The 18398-nt window shown below is 66.7% G+C and carries 18 protein-coding genes; 14 read left to right on the top strand and 4 right to left on the bottom strand.

Annotated elements, in window-relative coordinates; genetic code table 11:
- Nucleotides 1-82 precede the first annotated feature (82 nt).
- The 3 genes from EV216_RS11550 to EV216_RS18885 all read left to right on the top strand — a co-directional run bounded on the left by EV216_RS11550 (nucleotide 83) and on the right by EV216_RS18885 (nucleotide 3144).
- Nucleotides 83-1468, top strand: a complete 1386-nt coding sequence (locus tag EV216_RS11550; RefSeq protein ID WP_132695593.1) for a restriction endonuclease subunit S — start codon at nucleotides 83-85, stop codon at nucleotides 1466-1468.
- The gene (locus tag EV216_RS18490) at nucleotides 1465-2946 is read left to right on the top strand and encodes a hypothetical protein (protein WP_207894003.1); all 1482 of its coding nucleotides are present in this window, start codon (nucleotides 1465-1467) and stop codon (nucleotides 2944-2946) included. The genes EV216_RS11550 and EV216_RS18490 overlap by 4 nt, the downstream gene beginning before the upstream one ends.
- Nucleotides 2947-3027: 81 nt before the next feature.
- Complete coding sequence (locus tag EV216_RS18885) at nucleotides 3028-3144, top strand: type I restriction enzyme endonuclease domain-containing protein (RefSeq protein ID WP_165899234.1); 117 nt, start codon at nucleotides 3028-3030, stop codon at nucleotides 3142-3144.
- A 400-nt stretch (nucleotides 3145-3544) separates the two neighbouring features.
- Here EV216_RS18885 and EV216_RS11535 read toward each other — a convergent pair whose 3' ends face one another.
- Together EV216_RS11535 and EV216_RS11530 are read right to left on the bottom strand one after the other, a co-directional pair.
- On the bottom strand, nucleotides 3545-3742 hold the full coding sequence (locus EV216_RS11535) for a PRC-barrel domain-containing protein (protein WP_132695590.1): 198 nt from the start codon (nucleotides 3740-3742) through the stop codon (nucleotides 3545-3547).
- A 551-nt stretch (nucleotides 3743-4293) separates the two neighbouring features.
- Nucleotides 4294-4701: a DUF4168 domain-containing protein gene (locus tag EV216_RS11530; protein WP_132695589.1), complete on the bottom strand. Its 408-nt coding sequence runs from the start codon at nucleotides 4699-4701 to the stop codon at nucleotides 4294-4296.
- Between the two features lie 190 nt (nucleotides 4702-4891).
- On the opposite strand from EV216_RS11530, the gene EV216_RS11525 reads away from it, so the two are divergent.
- The 3 genes from EV216_RS11525 to EV216_RS11515 all read left to right on the top strand — a co-directional run bounded on the left by EV216_RS11525 (nucleotide 4892) and on the right by EV216_RS11515 (nucleotide 6969).
- Nucleotides 4892-5395 (top strand): RNA polymerase sigma factor, encoded by a 504-nt coding sequence (locus EV216_RS11525; RefSeq protein WP_132695587.1) that lies wholly within the window; start codon nucleotides 4892-4894, stop codon nucleotides 5393-5395.
- A 1-nt stretch (nucleotide 5396) separates the two neighbouring features.
- Nucleotides 5397-6320: an anti-sigma factor family protein gene (locus tag EV216_RS11520; protein ID WP_132695586.1), complete on the top strand. Its 924-nt coding sequence runs from the start codon at nucleotides 5397-5399 to the stop codon at nucleotides 6318-6320.
- A gap of 166 nt (nucleotides 6321-6486) precedes the next feature.
- Entirely contained in the window at nucleotides 6487-6969 is a 483-nt protein-coding gene (locus EV216_RS11515; protein ID WP_132695584.1) for a hypothetical protein, read from the top strand.
- A gap of 107 nt (nucleotides 6970-7076) precedes the next feature.
- On the opposite strand, the gene EV216_RS11510 is transcribed toward EV216_RS11515, so the two are convergent.
- Nucleotides 7077-7400 carry a DUF4168 domain-containing protein gene (locus EV216_RS11510; RefSeq protein WP_165899233.1) on the bottom strand — a complete coding sequence of 108 codons (324 nt, stop codon included), beginning with the start codon at nucleotides 7398-7400 and terminating at the stop codon, nucleotides 7077-7079.
- Between the two features lie 629 nt (nucleotides 7401-8029).
- Here EV216_RS11510 and EV216_RS11505 point away from each other — a divergent pair.
- The 7 genes from EV216_RS11505 (at nucleotide 8030) to EV216_RS11475 (ending at nucleotide 15200) form a co-directional block, all read left to right on the top strand.
- Nucleotides 8030-8662: a tyrosine-type recombinase/integrase gene (locus tag EV216_RS11505; RefSeq protein ID WP_132695604.1), complete on the top strand. Its 633-nt coding sequence runs from the start codon at nucleotides 8030-8032 to the stop codon at nucleotides 8660-8662.
- Between the two features lie 222 nt (nucleotides 8663-8884).
- Nucleotides 8885-10933 (top strand): UPF0149 family protein, encoded by a 2049-nt coding sequence (locus tag EV216_RS11500; protein ID WP_132695582.1) that lies wholly within the window; start codon nucleotides 8885-8887, stop codon nucleotides 10931-10933.
- Between the two features lie 511 nt (nucleotides 10934-11444).
- Nucleotides 11445-11852, top strand: coding sequence for an ArsC/Spx/MgsR family protein (locus EV216_RS11495; protein ID WP_132695580.1), 408 nt, complete (start codon nucleotides 11445-11447; stop codon nucleotides 11850-11852).
- Nucleotides 11853-12062: 210 nt separating this feature from the next.
- A complete protein-coding gene (gene exbB / locus EV216_RS11490; protein WP_243642056.1) occupies nucleotides 12063-13109 on the top strand; it encodes a tonB-system energizer ExbB in 1047 nt (348 codons plus the stop codon).
- On the top strand, nucleotides 13109-13534 hold the full coding sequence (gene exbD / locus EV216_RS11485; RefSeq protein ID WP_132695602.1) for a TonB system transport protein ExbD: 426 nt from the start codon (nucleotides 13109-13111) through the stop codon (nucleotides 13532-13534). Before exbB ends, exbD begins: the two co-directional genes overlap by 1 nt.
- Complete coding sequence (locus tag EV216_RS11480; RefSeq protein WP_132695579.1) at nucleotides 13531-14394, top strand: energy transducer TonB family protein; 864 nt, start codon at nucleotides 13531-13533, stop codon at nucleotides 14392-14394. The genes exbD and EV216_RS11480 overlap by 4 nt, the downstream gene beginning before the upstream one ends.
- Nucleotides 14395-14693: 299 nt before the next feature.
- Nucleotides 14694-15200, top strand: a complete 507-nt coding sequence (locus EV216_RS11475; RefSeq protein WP_132695577.1) for a DUF2478 domain-containing protein — start codon at nucleotides 14694-14696, stop codon at nucleotides 15198-15200.
- Nucleotides 15201-15217: 17 nt separating this feature from the next.
- On the opposite strand, the gene EV216_RS11470 is transcribed toward EV216_RS11475, so the two are convergent.
- Nucleotides 15218-16003: a TOBE domain-containing protein gene (locus EV216_RS11470; protein WP_132695576.1), complete on the bottom strand. Its 786-nt coding sequence runs from the start codon at nucleotides 16001-16003 to the stop codon at nucleotides 15218-15220.
- A 278-nt stretch (nucleotides 16004-16281) separates the two neighbouring features.
- Between EV216_RS11470 and EV216_RS11465 the strand changes: the two genes are divergently transcribed.
- Nucleotides 16282-18369: a TonB-dependent receptor plug domain-containing protein gene (locus EV216_RS11465; protein WP_132695575.1), complete on the top strand. Its 2088-nt coding sequence runs from the start codon at nucleotides 16282-16284 to the stop codon at nucleotides 18367-18369.
- Nucleotides 18370-18398: the final 29 nt, after the last annotated feature.

The following is an 18398-nucleotide window of genomic DNA, read 5'->3' as shown; positions in this document are numbered from 1 at the left end:
CCCCGACGAACTCCGTCAGGGGCAAGGTTCCACATGGGTCAAATCTCAATGACAATTCCGACTGCCGCTGGGTCAGTTCTCAGTGACATCCAACATCCTTGAACTGGAAGACGTTGAGAAGGAGACGGGGCGGCTTGTTGCGCGTAGCTCCGTCGCTGACCGCGAGTCGAAGAGCACGAAGTCCGAGTTTCAGGTCGGCGACATTCTCTACGGCAAGCTCCGGCCATACCTGACGAAGGTGCTTGTGGCGGATGCCCCCGGCTATTCGACAACGGAAATCGTGGCAATTCGCCCGTTCCTTCCCCTCTGCTCGGAGTATTGCGCGCTTGCGCTGAGGCGTCCTGATTTCGTGGACTATGTTACCCGCCGCGGCCAAGGCACGAAGATGCCGCGTCTCCGTACGGAGGACGCTGTTGTGTCTCCTTTCCCCCTCCCGCCCCTCGCCGAGCAGCGGCGGATCGTGGCGAAGGTGGACGAATTGATGGCGCTGCTGGACCGGCTGGAGGCGGCCCGCACCGCGCGCGAGGCCACCCGCGACCGGCTGACCGCCGCCAGCCTCGCCCGCCTGACGTCTTCTGACTCGGGGCCCGACACCGACCCGGCCGATCTCCCGGCCAACGCCCGCTTCGCCCTCGCCACGCTCCCCGCCCTCACCATCCGCCCCGACCAGATCAAACCCCTCCGCCAGACCATCCTCAACCTCGCCGTCCGCGGCAAACTGGTGGCGCAGGACCCAGCGGACGAACCGGCGTCGGAGTTGTTGAAGCGCATAGCGGCGGAGAAGGCAGCCAGCGGTAAACGGCAGAAGGAGCTGCCCGAGATCAATCCCGACGAGTTGGGCGAACTTCCGTCAAACTGGTCAGCAGTGCCCTTGATCGCACTCGGTGATTGGGCGATCGGCTCGGGCTTCCCGAAGAACGAGCAGGGTGAGACGGATGGACCCTACTTCTTCCTGAAGGTGAGCGACATGAACCTTCCGGAAAATGAGAAATTCATAACGACGGCCAACAACACCATCGACGACGACGCTGCCAAGCGGATGCGGGCGGCAATCCATCCACCGGGAACCATCATCTTCCCCAAGATTGGCGGAGCCATCGCGACCAACAAGCGGCGCATCCTCTCGCGAGGCTCAGCCATCGACAACAACTGCTTGGGGATCACGTTTGCCTCCGATGTCGATGTCGAGTGGGCCTACCTGCTTTCGACCACGCTAGACTTCACACGCTACCAGGCCGGAACAGCGGTGCCGGCGCTGCAACAAGGAACGCTGGCAGCAATCCCGGTCGCCCTACCACCCCTCGCCGAACAACACCGCATCGTGGCCAAGGTCGATGCCCTCATGGCCCTCTGCGACCGGCTGGAGGCCGCCCTCACCACCGCCGACACCACCCGCGCCCGCCTCCTCGAATCCCTCCTCCACGAGGCGCTGGACCCTGCGAATGGCAATCTGGAGGCCGCTGAATGACGTTTTCCCCAAAAGACGCCGAGCGTGCGCTGCGCGCACGTTACGGCGAGCCTGCCAAAGCCGCTACAGACAAGGTTACGGGCTTCAAGACCGGTGCGGGCCGCGTGTTGGCCATCGATACAAGGGCCAAGGAAACCCGTGTATGGTTCCGGCCTCCTGCGCCACCGCCAATGGAAGGGATCATCGTGCTCCCGGAGCCGAACAACGGCAACCATCACATAAACGGTCCTCTCGCATCTCTTAGGCGTCCCGACACACAGCGGGTTGAGATCGGTAGTCCGTCGGCCTTAGAGCGCTTCCTCGACTGGTACGACCGCGGCACCGCACCTGAGGCCAAGAAGCCTGACCCGTTGGATGGCATCGACTTCCCCGCTGCGTTCGCCCGCTTTCAGGACCTCGTCTTACGCTACGACCAACCTTTCACCCGCTTCGACGAGGGGCTCATCGCCGCCTGGGAGAGCTACAAGCCACGGGTCCGCGATGTCGCCTTGGAGCGTTTACAGGCGGACAGCTGGACACCGGATGAGATCGGGTCTGGTGAGATCGTCGCCAAGGTCATCGATGCCATCGAGATCCAGGCGACCCATGGCGACCTGACCAACAACATGGTGTTCTGGCAAAACCGCTTTGGACACGCCAACCGCGACCACCGCGCCTTGATCGAAGCCGCAACGACCGGAAAAGGGTTGGCGTCGATCGAGCGGCTCCTGTTTGATCTCTACAGAGGGGACCGACAGGAAAGCGAGGTCTTCGAGGACCTGAGCGCAGCCACCGGCGCGAAATATCCGCTGATGGCCTACCTGTTTTTCCTAAAGGACATGGACCGCTTCATGCCGATTCAGCCGACTGGCTTTGACCGCGTTTTGGCCGAGATCGGATTTGAGCTCCGGACCCTAAGAAACTGCACCTGGTCGAACTACTCGGAGTTCAACGGTGTCCTCGAAGGTCTTCGCCAGCCCATCGCTCAATCCGCCGGGTTGGAAAGCGTCCGGCTCATCGATGCCCATTCGCTCCTGTGGCTGTTTTCGGCACTGTTGCGGATGGAAGCGAAGGGCGAACTCTCCAACGGTGCGAAAGCCAGCGAGAGATACCTGGGAGCCCGCGAAAAATCCATCGCCGAGATGAAGCATTCGGTGGGGAAGACAGTTTTTAATTCCAACGGTCAGGTGATCGAGACAAAGGTCAAGAACAAGGAGCTGCGCATGTCCGACGCGGAACTGGAGCAGCTCCTGCGCGAATTGTTAGAGGTGCAAGGGGATCGTTGCGCCATCACGGGCTTGCGGCTGCAATTCCGAGGAACTCACTCAGACGATAACATGCTGCCCTCGCTCGATCGTATAGACAGCAGCGGGCATTATGAACGTGAAAACCTTCAGATCGTCTGCCGCTTCATCAACTTCTGGAAGCAGGCGTCGAATGACCGAGAATTCCGACGCCTCCTGAATCTGGTCCGCGGCATTGAAGCTTCCGAATCCTGATCACCCGAAGGTATCGCTGTACCTGTCAACCGAGCGGCATTGAGCCATCAGCTAACACCCTCCGCCGAACAACACCGCATCATGGCGAAGGTGTATGCCCTTAACGTCCGCAACAAGATGCGGGTGAATATCCGGCGTATCCTGCGCAAGCATGGATTTCCGCCGGATCTTCAGGCAGATGCAATCACAGCCTCATGACGCGGAAACGTCGCCTGGCGAGTTCGGCCCTTTGGCCTATGGGAGACACCGAGGAAGACTCCGCCCAGCTTAAACAGATGCTCGCGGATGGAGAAACCATGGCGACTGCGGACCCGGTCCGCGTTGCCATGACGCGAATGTTCGAACGTGACGAGACCCAAATGCCGCCGGTGAACCCTGACGGGTCCATTCTTTACCAATGAGTCGAGATGCTCGGCGCATCACTTATCCGATTGCGCTACCGCCTTTGACCGAAGGGGCGCGCGCAAATAGCGCTTGTGCACGAGTCCACCTTTGGCACGTCGCTTCAGTTATTTACCACTTCCGGGACCGACCTGGTCGGCCCTTTCCCGACTTTCGCCGACCGGGTCGGTGCTGCAGTGCGTCGTCACTGAACCGGTCATTCGTCGTAGTTGATATTCAATTCCGACCAGTCCACGGCGATCTGCTTGCCGCCGAACCCGAGGAAGCCGCCGACGGAGACGACGGCGGCGTTCACCGAGCCGTCCTCCTGGTCGAGGATGAGATCTTCGATCGACCCGATGGACTCGCCATCGAGGCTAGTGACGCGGGCGCCGAGCACCCAGTCGCCCCGCACCTCCGATCCGGCCTAGTCTTCCACGATGACGTCCCCGGTGTCCTGCGCAGACGCGTGGGAGGTCGCGAGCGGGACGGCGATGGCCGCCGCCAGAACGTATCTGATCATGGCTTGTCCTTTCCAGTTCGTTTTGGAAGGGGCACATGCTTTGCGCATCTTTGCCGCGCATGTTCCCCGACCATGTACCGTGAAAACGCCTCGCGCCGTCCAGATGTTCCCGGGTGGAACGCTCCGGCCAGATCTCGCCGCAATCCCGCCCTCGCGCTCGAAATGGAAACCGGATCGCAGCGTCCGCCGCGGTCGTGCCGAAATGGCCGAGATGGCGTTTCGGCCGACGCCTTGCAGGGCAGGAAAAGGCGCGCACGGAGGCTCTGACGCCTCCGTGCGCGCAGTCCGACAGGGAGGCTTGTCCGTTCACGACAGAGCAAGCCCCTGCCGTGAACCTTGCCCCGGCGGTCCGATCACCGCCGGGACGACGGGCAGACCGAAGATTTCCCCGATCAGTAGGCCATCTCGGCCACCGCCGGGAAGACCCTGGCGCACATCCGGTGTCAGAGTTGCGTCTCGGAGATCGCTTCGTTGACGCGCTCGGCGAAGGCCGGATCCCGGTTCGCCGCGTCGATGATGGCGCTGTATTCCTCGATCGTGATGTCGGGGGTGTCGCGAACCGCTTCGGTCATCTCGACCGTCGCCGTCTGGTTGATCTCCAGGCGTTGCTCTTCGGTCTGCGCGGCCTGATACTGCGCCGCGTACTCGGACCGGACTTCCTCGACCCTGGCCTGGGCGGCCGCGAAGGCCTCGATGGTCGCGTCGTCGAACTGTTCGGCGGCCTGGGCCTCGATCAGCGGACCCCCGCCCGAGGACACGTCCCCGGCCATGAGCGCAACCGGGGCCGCGCCCACCGCGGCGACGAGCCCGAACCGGACGAGGATCGACTTGAGGTTTCGGGTGAAAGGCATGCAGTCTTTTCTCCTTGCGTTGCGTCGTTCATGCCGGGCGGCAGAGCGCCCGACATGTACGAAAGGACAGGGCGCGGGGCCCTTTGGTTCCATCGGCGCCGGAAAAAATCCCGAAATCGACCCGTGCCACGGAACTTTCGCCGCTCGGCGCCTGTCGTAGTTCGGGACAACAGCGCGCAGAGGAGGCAGGATGCAGGAGACGAAGTGGCTGATCGCACGAGAGATCCCGCGGCTGCGGCGATACGCACTTGCCCTGACGCGCGACCCCGCGGCGGCCGACGACCTCGTGCAGGACACGCTGGAGCGGGCGATCCGCAAGCGGCATCTGTGGAAACGCCGCGGCAGCCTCCGCGGCTGGCTCTACCGGATCCTCTACCACGTCTTCCTCAACCAGAGCGCGCGGCGTCGGCGCCGCGCCCGGGAGGTCGATCTCGACGCCGTGCCCGAGCCGGTCGCCCCCGGATCGGCGGAGTCCGGCCTGGTGCGCCGCGACATCGTTTCCGCGATGCATGACCTTCCCGCCGAGCAGCGCGCCGCCATCGCGCTGACCGCGGTCGAGGGGCTGTCCTACGACGAGGCGGCTGCGGCGCTCGACATCCCGGTGGGCACGCTGCGGTCGCGGCTGTCGCGGGGGCGCGAACGCCTGCGCAAGACTTTTGACGCGGCCGAGCCGCAGCTGCGCCAGGTGAAATGACATGACCGAACCCGACGACATCGACGAACTCGACCTTCTCGCCCTCGCCGACGGGGGGCTCGATGACGATCCTGCCCGGAAGACCGGCCTGGAGGCGAACGTCGCCCGCTGCCCGCGCGCCTCGGCACGGCTCGCGGCCTATCGCGCCCAGACCGTGGCGCTGCGCGCCGCATATGCCGGCGCGCTGGCCGAACCGGTGCCGCGGCGGCTCTACGACGTGCTTGAGCGGGACGCGAAGACCCGCGCGCGGCCGGTGGTGCGGAGCGCGATGGCCGGGCTGATGGTTGCCGCCGCGGGGCTTGGGGGCTGGCTGATCGGGGAGGCCGAGGACGACCCGGCACGGCAGGCCCTGCTGGACGAAAGCTACCGGCAGTTCGTGTTGAACGGCCCGGAGCAACAGGCCCTGGCGCGCCAGACCGGTCCAGCCGCAACGGAGCGCGCGATCAACTGGGGCGACGACGACGTGGCGATCCGGCTGGCGGTGCCCGATCTCTCGGCCGAGGGTTTCGCGCTGACCGCGAAGCGCGGGCTGCGCGAGGGCGAGGACAGGCTTGTCGTGCTCGACTACACGTCGCGGGACGGGCGAGCCTTCAGCCTGTTCATCGCGCCGCGCTGGACCAACCGGCCCGGCCCGATCGTCGAAGAGCGACGCGAGGGGGTAACGCTGGCCTACTGGCACGACGGCCCGCTTGCCGCATCGCTCGCGACCGGCCTGCCGCGGGACCAGGCGCGCCAACTGGCAGAGCAGGTGCGGCGCGCAATGCGCGACGACACCACCGCGCCGCCCCCGGCCATCGAGCCGGAGTTCCGGCCGCTTGCGGTTCCCCGGCACGGTGAAATGGCCGACAACCTTGAAGCCCGCCCGGCCGGCCGGGCGCTCGACGCCGTCCCGAGGGCCGCCCCCGCCGCGCTGGGGGGGAACTGATGCCGTGGTCCACAATGCCGGACGGCCGCAGGGCCGCCCGACGTGATCCCGCTATCTTGCCGTGCGGGACCATGTCCGTCCAGCCGCCGTCCGAAACCGGCCCGCCGTTCCGGTTGCCCGCACGACAGCTTGCCCTTCCTCGCTCACGCCAATAGGATTCCGCTCCATGACATTCACGACCTGTCCAGGCCCCCTCGATGGGGCCCTGCCATGCCCGGTTGCCACGGCCGCCAAGGCTGCCAAGGTCAACTGGCGCTGGACGAGCCTGCGCGTCCAGGTGCGCAACATGCTGTTCGCCGCCTGCCTGTCGCTGCCCGCGACGATGATCCTGCACGCCGAGGAAGCGCCGCAAGGCTGGCTGCCCGAGGTGGTCGAGATGCCCGCCGACATGGAGGTCATCACCGACCGTGCCATCGGATCGACGATCCGGATGTTCTCGTTCAGCACCGGGCGCGATCCCGATGAGCTGCTCGCAGAGTGGGAAGATGCCCTTCGGACCGCGGGCTACACGATTCAGCAGGCGCAGGGCGAGATTCTGGCCCGGTCGATCGAGTTCTCGGGGCAGGGCATCGCGAATGCCAAGATGGTCGTCGCACCGGTCGTCGAGGGTGCGCGGTCCGTCATCGAGGTCGACGCCACGCTGCAATAGCCGTGTCCGGCCGCGCCCCGGGATGTCGTTTGGTCGCGCCATGGCGACGGCACCCCGCATGACCGTCATCCGACCGCCGACCATGGGCCGTTACCGGAGCGCGGGGATCACTCGGTCAGCCTCCTGACGATCCGTGCGCTCAGATCCGGATCGCCTTCCGCGAGGACGATGATCTCGACATAACGGTCCATGTCGATCCCCGGCGTCCCCTCGACGATTTCGGTCGTCCTGTCCTGCGCTTCTTCCAGCAGCGCTTGAAGCTCGGTGTCGTCCGTTGCCTCGGCTATCTCTGCATTGTAGTCCACGTTGAGCGCCTGGACGTTTTGGTAGGCGGCGGCGAAGGCGTCGAGTTCGTCGCCCGAGACCTGCGCCGCGGCCGCATCTGGCTGCCGCTCCTGGGATGCCGCGGCAACGGACATCGTCACGCCCATCAGGCCGGCGAGGGCAAACGTGCAGACATGCCTGGCAATTCTCACGAGTCCCTCCTCGGGCTTCCGTTCCGCACAGGTTGGCAAACAGCGCCGTTCTCTTCACCCTATAAGGCTCACGGCGGGGACTCAAATCCGTGTGCGTGAACCCGCCGACCGCGCCGGAGCGATCGGCGCATTGTCGCGAGAATGTGGAGGTCCGGACGGGCCCTGCGGTGAGGCTGCATCGGCCCAGGTCGGCCGTATCGTCGGGCCATGAAAGCCATGCCATCACCGGCCGGGTCGGCTGATGGTCCGACACTTATGCCGATCCGTCTGCTTTCCCGGAAAACGAGACGCGGCGACGGGCGCGGGGGGTCACCTCAGCCCGCGTCGACAAGCACCTACCTCCCAGCCTCCCGCCATTCCGGCAAAGGGTCGTCTTCGCCGGCGACATCGTGTTTACCGAACGACTTCTGGGCGTGCTGGACGTCTCGAGCTCCGCAGGCTGGCTCGAGGCCTTCGAGGCGATGGCCGCGCTCGCGCCCCTGCACGTCGTCCCCGGTCACGGTGATCCCACGACGCTGGAGCGCGCGCGGGCGGACACCTACGACTACCTCGTCAACCTTCGCGACCGGATGGGAGGAACTGCCATGCCCACTGCCAACCTGCCTGTCATTCGCGCTTGTCGCCCCGCCTGGAACAAGGGCCGCGTCGTCGGTCAGAAACGTCCGCTGATGCCGAAACACGTCTGGGCCATTCGCGTCCGCCTGGAGATCGCCGAGAACCACCGCGACCTCGCCCTGTTCAACCTCGCCATCGACAGCAAGCTTCGGGGCTGCGACCTGGTCAAACTCAAGGTCGCGGATGTCTACGCGGCGGGCCAGGTCAAGGAACGCGCCTCGATCATCCAGAGCAAGACCCAAAGGCCGGTCCGGTTCGAGATCACCGAAGGTACGCGCAACTCACTGGCACTTTGGATGAAGGAGCCCCTGATGGTCGATTCCGAATACCTCTGGCCCGGTCGGTTCCATGAGCGCCTGCACATCTCGACCCGCCAATACGCCCGCCTCGTTCGGGAGTGGGTGCGTTCCATCGGCCTCGACCCGACCTCCTACGGCACGCATTCCATGCGCCGGACAAAGGTCGCCCAAATCTACCGGAAGACGGGCAACCTGAGGGCCGTGCAACTGTTGCTTGGGCACACCAAGATTGACAGCACCGTCCGATACCTCGGCGTCGAACTCGAGGACGCGCTCGCGATATCGGAGAGCGTCGAGATATGAAGGTGACGGGCTGCCTTCACAGGCGGCCCACCGGTAACATTGACATCTGAGACCGCCGCCGCGGTGCAGCTTCGCCAGAACGGCCGTTCATGCGGCATGCAGCATCTCGGCCTGCTACGGCAGCCCTGTCCCGGGTTGCGCGATCCAGATGCGGCAGTTCGGACGTATCGCCGTGCGGTGTGGTAGTTGGCATGTTTTGCCCGGTGCCGTAACTCTGCCAGCATGACCGATAGATCCAAGCCCCTGATTAACGCCATCGCCAACGCTCCGGATGAAGCGACCCATGCCCGCCTGCTCCGAGACGGCGCCCGTGTCCTGCTGGCCGATCCCGCGACCATTGCAAATGTGGCCGCTGCCGCCGCGGACCCAGAGGACGATGCCACGACGCAGGCGGCCGCGGCGCTCCTGTCCAGCGCCCTCGATGAGGCCCGCATGGCCGCGGAGAACGACGCGCCCGAGGGCGCCGCGCTGCTCGACGCCGTCGCCGCCGCGATCACCGCGCAGGATTCCACGCAGCCGCTCGCGCTGGCCCAGCGTCTCCGACTGGCCCGGATCTATGCCCGCGCGGGCCTGGCGCCGCCGCTCTTCGCCACCCTGACCGCCGATGTCATGGCGGAGGCCGGAGCCGCCTCCGAGGACATGCCCGACCTCAATGCATTGCTCGACCCGATCCTGAAGGAGATCGGCGATGAGCCCCTGCAGGTCCATGCCGCACTGGGCGAACTCCTCGCGGGGCTTCCGGCCGAGCTTGCCGCCATGCTGGTTTCCATGATCCTCGCGCGGCCCGGCGCTGTGGAGGCGCGGCTCGGGCTCTACTGGCTGCTGGATCCTCAAGCGGATCTCCGCCTTGCCGCCGCGACGGCGCTCCTGTCCCGCGCCGAGGCAGGGCTGCTGGACCCGGACCTTGCCACGCTTCTCCCCGCCATCCGGAAGTGGCTGCCCGACGATTCCACCCGCGCCGCCCTCGACGGGACAATCCGGCGTCAGATGCGCCGCGGCATGGCACAGACCGGGGCGCCCACCGCAAAGATTCACCGGGCCGCCGCCAGCCTGCCGGATGGCGCCGGTGCTCAGAGCCTGATCGTGGCCGTCCAGACCGGCAGCCGCCGCGGCGTGGCGATGGCAATGCTGAAGCAGGGCCACGGTGTGAAGGATGCCTTTATCATACCGTGCGCAAGCGCGACCGAGCAAAGGCAGATGCTTGCTGGCGTCCTGGACGAGATCGAAACCTTCGACATCTCGCCCGATGCGCTGGCCGCGGCTCTGGCGCGCGGTCTTGGCGAGGGCCTGGCTCTTGGGCACCTGCCCGCGCCCGGGATAGTGGACCTGGCCGAAAGCCTTGGCCTCGCTGCGCTGATCCCCGCCGCCGCGGAGACCGAGGACATTCTTGCGTCCATCGGCGCGGCCGAGGCGCTCGCGGGCCTTCCGGCGGCCCACCGCATCGAGCTTGTGAAGACCAGCGCCGACTGGATCGAGTTCTTCGATCAGGCCGATAGCTGGTTCTTGGATACCGGCACGCTCCGCGCCGCCATCACGCGGGCGCGCACGGACAAGGGGCGCGAAGCCGCTGTCTGGAAACACCTCGGGACCCGACGGGACTGGTGGGCGCGGCATTTCGCAGTTTCGGCGGCGACCCTGAAGGCCGCGAGTGAGGTGCACCCGATGCTCTGGCTGTCATTCGCCGCGGTGGCGCAGGCGCTTCTGGACGGTCGGTCGCTCAAGAGCATCCCGATCATGACCGAGATCGTGGCGATGACGCTGGAAGCCCATTCCGAGCGCGAAGGGAATGCTGCGCCGGTGCCACGACGCGAAGAGCACGATGGGGTCGGTTCTCTTCTCGCGCATGCCGGGGTGACCGAGGCCTATCTTCACGGCTATCTCGCAGCGCTGGCGATCACACCGCTGGAAACCGAGCCGGAGGCCTGGCTGGGAGCGCTGGTCGGCGGAATCGAGTTTCCGGGCCAAGGCGCGCTCGATCAGCTGATGGAGTTCGTTGTTGTGCAAGCCAACCTCGCCGACGATGACGCCGGCGACCCGGAGACCACAGCCCGCGCGCTTGCCGCGCTCAACGAAGACGGTCTGCGGGATTGGGCGACAGGCTTCAACGACCTCGTGGCCGCGACCCGACAATCCTGGCCGACAAAGTCGCTGGCTGCTGACGACAAGCGTGTCCTGCGCGACATTGGACTGATCGCCAAGGGCGGGGATGGTACAACGCTTCGCGCGGTGCTGCCGTCCTGGGTGGCCCGACGCCACGCCTTGCGGAAATAGATGGTCGATCCGCGATGGCGTGGCCTCGATGATTTTGAATGATCCGGCCCACAGCTGCCTTTCACCTCTTCAAGCCGCCGCTGCAGTGCGGCCCGTCATTCCGGACTTTCGCTGCAGCTGCGAAATCGAGCCGACAGCGAACTGGTAGCCTGCGGACGGAACTGTCGTTCGTCAGATGCCCGGCAATGGCCGTAGTCAGCCCTTTCTTGACTTTCGTGTTAGGTGCAGCACGAGGTCAAGCCTTGGAGCGCAGGCCGGAAGGTGTGAATTCGCTGCGATCGCGCACCACCGGCCCAGATGCCCCGAAACGGACATTGGCATCGTCCCGTGAACCGTTGCTGCCATGCGGTGCGCCCGTGATCCCGGAGGATGGCAGGCCGGTAAACGCTGCCCTCGACCGTCACCTATGCTGGCACGATCATTGCTTCTTTCCTTGTGTTGCGAGCATATTTTGGCTGCGGCCCGATCGTCTGCACCCGACGGTCAGGGCGCATCTCCAAGGGGAGACCGGATGGCAAGGATTACATTCTTCGAGAAGCCGGGATGTATAGGAAACGCCCGCCAGAGGGCGCTGCTTGCCGCATCCGGTCATGACCTCGACACACGCGACATCCTGCACGAGCCTTGGACGGTCGAGCGCCTGCGCCCCTTCTTCGGCGATCGACCCGTCCGGGACTGGTTCAATCAGAGCGCGCCCCGGGTCAAGTCGGGAGAGGTACAGCCCGACGCACTGACCGCAGAGGAGGCGCTTGGCCTCATGGTCCGCGACCCCCTGCTGATCCGGCGCCCGTTGATGCAGGTCGGATGCGAACGGATGGCGGGGTTCGAGCAGGAAAAGGTGGAGGCCTGGATCGGGCTTCGTCCGACGAACCGCCCGGTCACGGATGATTGCCCCCGGTTCGAACCCGGGCGTCGCTGACTGCGGAGCGAGGCGAGGCGGCGACGGGCAAGGAGCAGGCGAGTCGGCCCTTTGTCGGATCGTGCGAGAACAGCCGACGAATTCAGCACGTCCATCGTGCCGCGCCTTCAGGTGGAGCACGACACAGATGGCGACGATGGCTTCGCGTGACCCAGCTCGATTCGTTATGTATGTGGTCCATATATCGAATCGGCTGTACGGGATCGAGCCTTGTCGACGAATTCGGTCATCCCTGTGCAGCAAACCGGAAAACACCCACAGCAGAACCGGGGCTGGCGCGCTGACGTCCTGCCGGCCGGGAAAGGCGAAGGAATGACAATGCCGATCTCCGTCCTTGTCTGCACGATGGTTCTTGGGCTCGGTCTGTCGGCGACCGCCTGGGCCGATACGCCACGCGACGGCGACCCCCGTATTCCCGATGCGCTTCCGGCCCCGGCGACGGAGAGCGAGGTCTTCGACGTGCCGCGTCCGGATGCGCCGTCGTTACGTCCCGAAAGCACGCCTCCGGCGCCGGCATGGACGGAAGGAAACGCGCTCCTGCCGCAGCCCGCCGGTCTGGCGGCACCCGACCGCCCCCTGACCCCGCGCGCGATGTTCGCGGCGGCGCACCCGGTGGTGCAGGCGGTCATGGCTGTCCTGGCCGGCGCGATCCTGGTGACCGGAACGGTCCTGATCTTCAAGGCCATGGAGATCGTCCTGGCTCGCCGCCGTCTGTCGCGATCGGTCGCGACGATCCGCGGGGCCGAAAGCCTCGGGGCGGCGGCGCGGCGGCTTTCGGGGCGCCTCGATCCGGCCGCGTTCATGGCGACCGCGTCCTTCGAGGAGTATCTCCGATCGGACGAGGCGCTTTCGCTGGCCGGTCCGGAAGGCCTCAGGCAGCGCGTGCGGTCGATCGTCGAGCGCACCGAGGCACAGGCTGCGGCCCGCCTGCGGCGTGGCCTGGGGCTTCTGGCCACCATAGCATCGACCGCGCCCTTCGTCGGACTCTTCGGCACGGTCTGGGGCATCATGAACGCCTTCGTGGGCATATCGGATAGCGGGACCACCAATCTCGCCGTCGTGGCGCCGGGGATTGCCGAGGCGCTGCTTGCGACCGCGATGGGACTTCTCGCGGCGATTCCGGCCGTCGTGCTCTACAACCACTTCGTCCGCGCGACCGCCTCCTGGCGGCTGGCGCTGTCGGATGCCGACGCGGCGGTCGAACGGCTCATGAGCCGGGACCTCGATCTGCGTGTCGCGGGCCGGGCCGAACGATGATGCGGGCTGGCGGCGAGGAGGACGGCCTCGAGGAAACGCACGAGATCAACGTGACCCCCTTCATCGACGTCATGCTGGTGCTGCTTATCATCTTCATGGTCGCCGCGCCGCTTTCGACCGTCGATGTGCCGGTGGACCTGCCCGGATCGACCGCACAGCCGGCCCCGCGGCCCGACGAGCCGGTCTTCCTCAGCCTTCGGCGGGATCTCGGCCTGTATCTCCGGAACGCCCCCATCCCGCATGAGACGCTTGGGGCCGCGCTCGATGCGGTGACGGGCGGCGACCGGGACACGCGGGTCTTCCTGCGCGCGGACGAGGCCGTTGCCTATGGCGCGCTGATGGAGGTGATGAACGACCTGCGCGCGGCGGGCTATCTCAAGGTCGCGCTGGTCGGGCTTGGGGTCGGCGCAGGAGGTTCGCAATGACGGCCACCGACGACTGGGCGCTGCGCCTCGGTGCGCGCCACCGCTGGCAGGACGGGCTCGGCTGGCCAGCAGCCGCGATGGCGGGGGGGCTTGCCATTCTGGCCGGTGCCCTGGCCCTGCAGGACCATGACCGGATCTTCGGGCGATCCGACGGGGTCGAGGCGGCGATCCTGCTCGACCTCGGCGCTGCGTCGGTAGACCTAGCCGCCGTCGCCGCGCCGGAAGTCGCCCCCGCCATGCCCATGACCGCCCTGCGCCCCATGCCTGCGCCCGATGCCCTACTGGCAACCGGTTCCAGGTCGAGCCTTCCTTTCCGGGAGCCCTCACCTTTGGCACAACGGACAGCGCTGCCGAGGCTTGCGGCGCCGCTTCCTGAGCATTTCGACATCGAACCTCCTCCGTCCGCACCAGTGCGGGTGACCAAGCGCCCGGAGTCGCGGCCGCAACCGCGCAGCGAAGCGCCCGGAACGGCGCACGGCGAACGGCCACGGACCGCCCGGCCGACCGACGTTGTGCCCTCCCGGGGCGGTTCCGTCGCGTCCGGCCGGTCGGCGGCCGGACCGAGTGCCGCGAAGGGGGACCTCTCCAGCCTGAAGGCGCGCTGGGGGTCCGAAATTCTCGCACGCATTCAGCGCCAGGCGCGTGGAGCGCCGGGTCGGGAGGGGATCGTGGCACTTTCCCTGTGGGTCGGGCGGAACGGCGCGTTGCTGTCTGCCTCGGTGGCCAGGTCGTCGGGCAATCCGCGCCTGGACGACATGGCGCTTCGGGCGGTTCGTTCCGCGGGACGTTTCCCGCCCGCGCCCGCGGCGCTGACCGAGGCCCGTTACGGTTTCTCCCTGTCCATACGTTTCAGGCGATAGGCGCCCGCGTCGGATTGTGATGCAACCGGTCAGGGCCGGGAGCGTTCGTGATCTGCCTCGTGGTTGGGCAGTTGCGCTGTCAGGGCGCTGGAATCGAATGAAGGCTGATCACGGCACGCATGGTCGAGACGCAGGCACACGGTCGCGCGGCGATGGCGCTTGCCTCGGACAGCACCGCTATATACCACATATGCCTAACGATTGTATGTCGAAACCCGTCGAAACCGCTGCGGGATGGGCTCGGCGGCAGGATGGGCGGCGAGGAACGGGACGCACGGATGGATCAGGCGAGTGAGGTCATGGCAGAGATTCGCATTGCCGCGATTCCCCTTGTCGAGGACGTGTCGGTGGACACGCTGCTGGCGGGCGTGGTGGCCGCACTCATGGCCCAGGGGCACCGGCTGGCGGGGTTCCGGCAGACCCGGACCGAGGCCTGCGGGATGGCGGTCGAAGACCTTTCCGGGGGCGGCCTGTTCGGCATCTCGCAGCGGTTGGGGCCGGGGTCGACGGGTTGCAGCCTCGATCCGCAAGGGCTGGCCGAAGCCGCAGGCGCGGCGCTGCTGGCGCTGGAAGGCGGCCCGGCCCTCGTCGTGCTGCCGCGCTATGGCAAGGCCGAGGCCGAGGGACATGGCTTCCGCGCCGTGATCGAGAAGGCGTGCGAGCGGCAGATCCCCGTCCTTGCCGCGGTCCGCCGCGATTGCACCGCCTCGTGGGAGGACTTCACCGGCGGCTGCGCCGAATGGCTGGCGCCCGATCCGCAGGCCGTGCTCGACTGGTGCCGCCGGGCGATGCCGCTGCGCGCCTGACCAGGCCCCGCCGGGGCTCAGGGCAGGGCCAGGATCACGTGGCTCGACTTGATCAGCGCGGTGGCCTCGTCGCCCGGTTGCAGGCCCAGCTTTTCGGCGCTGTCGCGGGTGATGGTGGCCACCAGCGTCTTGCCGCCACCAAGATCCAGCTCGATCTCGCTGTTCACCGCCCCGTCGGTGCGGGTGGCGACCGTGCCCGTCAGCCGGTTGCGCACCGAGATCGCGCCGACCTCCGCCCCCCTGGCGAGGATCACGAAGCTGGACTTGACCAGCGCGAACACCTCGACGCCCGGCGCAAGCCCCATCTCGGCGGCGCTGCGCCCGGTGATGACCGAGGCGAGGGTCTGGCCGTCGCCGAAGGCCATCACCACATCGGCGCTGACCTCGCCCTCGGTCACCCCGGTCACGGTGCAGCGATAGGCGTTGCGGGCCGAGGTCTTCATCATCAGGCTCCAGAGCATGTCGCCGGGGTTCATGTCGATCTGGGTCTCGAGCGTGGCGACAACGCGCGCAAGCCCCTCCTGGAGCGCGGTGAAGGCAGCGATCACCTTCTCGCCCGCAGGGGTCAGCGCAGCACCGCCCCCCGCGCGCCCGCCCGGCGCGGCGGTCACCAGCGGGGTCGCAAAGACGTTGTTCATCGCCTGCACGCCGTCCCAGGCCGCCTTGTAGGACAGCCCCACGTCACGGGCAGCGGCCGAGATAGACCCGGTCCGGCCGATCGCCGCCAGCAACGCCACCCGGTCCGCGCCCATCCGCGCCCCGGGCCGTTCCAGCGTCAACGCACTGCGCAGGTCTGTCGGCATGGCGTCGGCTCCTCCCTCTCCGTTGATCGCAGCCATACCGCGTAACCGACCCGCGCGGCAACGCCGCGTTGTCGGGACGGCGGGGCCCGTCGCGGGTCGGACACGCCCTGCGGATGGGCAGAAGGCGCCGCATCTGCACTTGCATAAGGCAACGGTTCGGCGTCGCACCCCTCGCGATACCCCCGGGCTATCACAATCGTTAACGCTATATAGTCTGACAATATAGCGAATCGATCGGCGGCGCCGAGAGACGCCGTCCGCAACACTGGGGGACAGATATGTCATTGCTTCTACGGCTGGTGCAGACCGGCTGTCTGGTCTCGTTCGGCTTTGGCCTGCCGGCCCTTGCCCAGCAGTCGTCGGGCGATCCCGGCGAGGTCTTCGCCCTTGGCGAAATCATCGTCCGGTCGGCCGGCGAAGCATCGCAGGGCGGCACCGGCAGCACGGTCAGTGCCGAAGAGATCAGGCGCACGAACCGCGCCGCGCTCGACGACGCGGTGCGCACGCTGCCCGGCGTCAGCGTCGGCAATACCGGCGGGTCGCGGAACGAGCGGCTGATCTTCGTGCGGGGCTTCGACCGCTTGCAGGTGCCGCTTTACGTCGACGGCATCCGCGTCTACCTGCCCGCCGACAACCGACTGGACTTCGGGCGTTTCCTGACGCCGGACCTGTCGGAAATCCAGATCCAGAAGGGCTATGTCTCGGTGCTGAACGGGCCGGGCGGCATGGGCGGCGCGATCAACCTGGTCACCCGGCAGCCCACCGAACCCTTCGAGGGCGAGGCGCGGGTCGGCATCGAGGCGGGCAACCGCGGTGATGTGACAGCGCGCATGGGCTATCTGTCGCTAGGCACCCGGATGGACCGGTTCTTTGTCCAGGGCAGCTATCTGACCCGCGACAATGACGGGTTCTACCTGTCGCGCGACTATGAGCCGACGCCGGTGCAGGGCTCGGGCCTGCGTGACTATTCCGATACCGAGGACAGCCGGCTCAACCTGAAGTTCGGCTTCACCCCCAACGCCACCGATGAATACGTGCTGAGCTATACCCGCCAGACGGGTGCGAAGAACGCGCCCTACAACGTCGATCAGCCCGTGCGCGGCATCACGCCCGCGCCACTGCCGCCCGGAGCGAGCTACCAGCGCGACTGGGAATGGCCGGAGTGGGATCTCGAGGCGCTGACCTTCTATTCGACCACCGATCTGGGCGGCACCGCATGGCTGAAGACCAGGTTCTTCTACCACCAGTTCGACAACGTGCTGTCCGCCTACGACGACTACACGCATACCAGCCAGACCGTCGGGCGCGCCTTCGACAGCACCTATGACGACACGGCCTGGGGCGGCAGCCTGGAGTTCGGCACCGACATCGGCGAGCGCAACACGCTGACAGCGGCGTTGCACTACCGCTATGACCGGCACCGCGACATCCAGTTGCCGCGTCCGGACGTCAACACCATCCCCGAACCGACCGAGACCAGCCGCGAGCGGACCTGGTCGGTCGCCCTGGAAGACACATTCCGCCTGCGCGAGGACCTCAGCTTCGTCGCGGGTCTCAGCTATGATCGGGCCGAGGTTCTGGCGGCCAGCCGCACCAGCACCGCTTTCGGCGATCCGGTGGGGTCATCGGACGCCGTGAACTGGCAACTCGCGGCGATCTGGACGCCCGAGTCGGGGGGCGAGTACCACGCCAGCCTGTCGTCGCGCACCCGCTTCCCGACACTGTTCGAGCGGTACAGCACGCGGTTCGGAACCGCCGTGCCCAATCCCGATCTGGGCTCCGAGCGCGCCCTGAGCGCCGAGATCGGCTATCGTGGCGACATCGGTCCGGTGGCGGTCGAGACCGCGCTGTTCTACAGCAAGGTGGACGACATGATCCAGTCGCTGTCCGTCGGGGTTGGCCTCACGCAGAACCAGAACGTCGGCGATGGCACCTATGCCGGCTTCGAGATCGGCGCCACGACCGAGCTCGGCGACAACCTCGCGCTGTCAGCCAACTATACCTTCCTCGACCGCGACATCACTGACCCGGTGCGGCCGGGGCTGAAGCCCACCGACACGCCGCGGCACAGTGCCTATCTCCGGCTCGACTGGCAGGCGACCGAGAGTTTCTCGATCTCGCCCTCGCTGGAACTCTCCAGCTCGCGGCTATCGAACAGCGCGATCCAGCCGGCCGATCCGACCCAGGTGGCCTACACGCGGAATGCGGGATTCGGGCTGGTCAATCTGGACATGGAATGGAAGGCCAGCGACCGGGCCAGCATCGTTTTCGGGGTCCGGAACGCCCTCGACAAGAATTATGAACTGGTCGAGGGCTTCCCCGAGGCGGGCCGGACGTTCTACCTGACCACGGCCTACACGTTCTGACAGGCGGCGGCCCCGGTGACGGGGCCGCC

This window comes from Rhodovulum steppense (assembly GCF_004339675.1).
Lineage (GTDB): Bacteria > Pseudomonadota > Alphaproteobacteria > Rhodobacterales > Rhodobacteraceae > Rhodovulum > Rhodovulum steppense.
The sequence above is the reverse complement of the archived record's forward strand: the minus strand, read 5'-3'. Positions and strand labels throughout refer to the sequence as shown.

What these genes read in the sequence shown, in the direction of transcription:
- EV216_RS18490 (WP_207894003.1), top strand. Translation starts at nt 1,465, where the DNA reads ATGACGTTTTCCCCAAAAGACGCCGAGCGTGCGCTGCGCGCACGTTAC.
- EV216_RS18885 (WP_165899234.1), top strand. Translation starts at nt 3,028, where the DNA reads ATGGCGAAGGTGTATGCCCTTAACGTCCGCAACAAGATGCGGGTGAAT.
- EV216_RS11530 (WP_132695589.1), bottom strand. Translation starts at nt 4,701, where the DNA reads ATGCCTTTCACCCGAAACCTCAAGTCGATCCTCGTCCGGTTCGGGCTC.
- EV216_RS11525 (WP_132695587.1), top strand. Translation starts at nt 4,892, where the DNA reads ATGCAGGAGACGAAGTGGCTGATCGCACGAGAGATCCCGCGGCTGCGG.
- EV216_RS11520 (WP_132695586.1), top strand. Translation starts at nt 5,397, where the DNA reads ATGACCGAACCCGACGACATCGACGAACTCGACCTTCTCGCCCTCGCC.
- EV216_RS11515 (WP_132695584.1), top strand. Translation starts at nt 6,487, where the DNA reads ATGACATTCACGACCTGTCCAGGCCCCCTCGATGGGGCCCTGCCATGC.
- EV216_RS11510 (WP_165899233.1), bottom strand. Translation starts at nt 7,400, where the DNA reads ATGGGCGTGACGATGTCCGTTGCCGCGGCATCCCAGGAGCGGCAGCCA.
- EV216_RS11505 (WP_132695604.1), top strand. Translation starts at nt 8,030, where the DNA reads ATGCCCACTGCCAACCTGCCTGTCATTCGCGCTTGTCGCCCCGCCTGG.
- EV216_RS11500 (WP_132695582.1), top strand. Translation starts at nt 8,885, where the DNA reads ATGACCGATAGATCCAAGCCCCTGATTAACGCCATCGCCAACGCTCCG.
- EV216_RS11495 (WP_132695580.1), top strand. Translation starts at nt 11,445, where the DNA reads ATGGCAAGGATTACATTCTTCGAGAAGCCGGGATGTATAGGAAACGCC.
- exbD (WP_132695602.1), top strand. Translation starts at nt 13,109, where the DNA reads ATGCGGGCTGGCGGCGAGGAGGACGGCCTCGAGGAAACGCACGAGATC.
- EV216_RS11480 (WP_132695579.1), top strand. Translation starts at nt 13,531, where the DNA reads ATGACGGCCACCGACGACTGGGCGCTGCGCCTCGGTGCGCGCCACCGC.
- EV216_RS11475 (WP_132695577.1), top strand. Translation starts at nt 14,694, where the DNA reads ATGGCAGAGATTCGCATTGCCGCGATTCCCCTTGTCGAGGACGTGTCG.
- EV216_RS11470 (WP_132695576.1), bottom strand. Translation starts at nt 16,003, where the DNA reads ATGCCGACAGACCTGCGCAGTGCGTTGACGCTGGAACGGCCCGGGGCG.
- EV216_RS11465 (WP_132695575.1), top strand. Translation starts at nt 16,282, where the DNA reads ATGTCATTGCTTCTACGGCTGGTGCAGACCGGCTGTCTGGTCTCGTTC.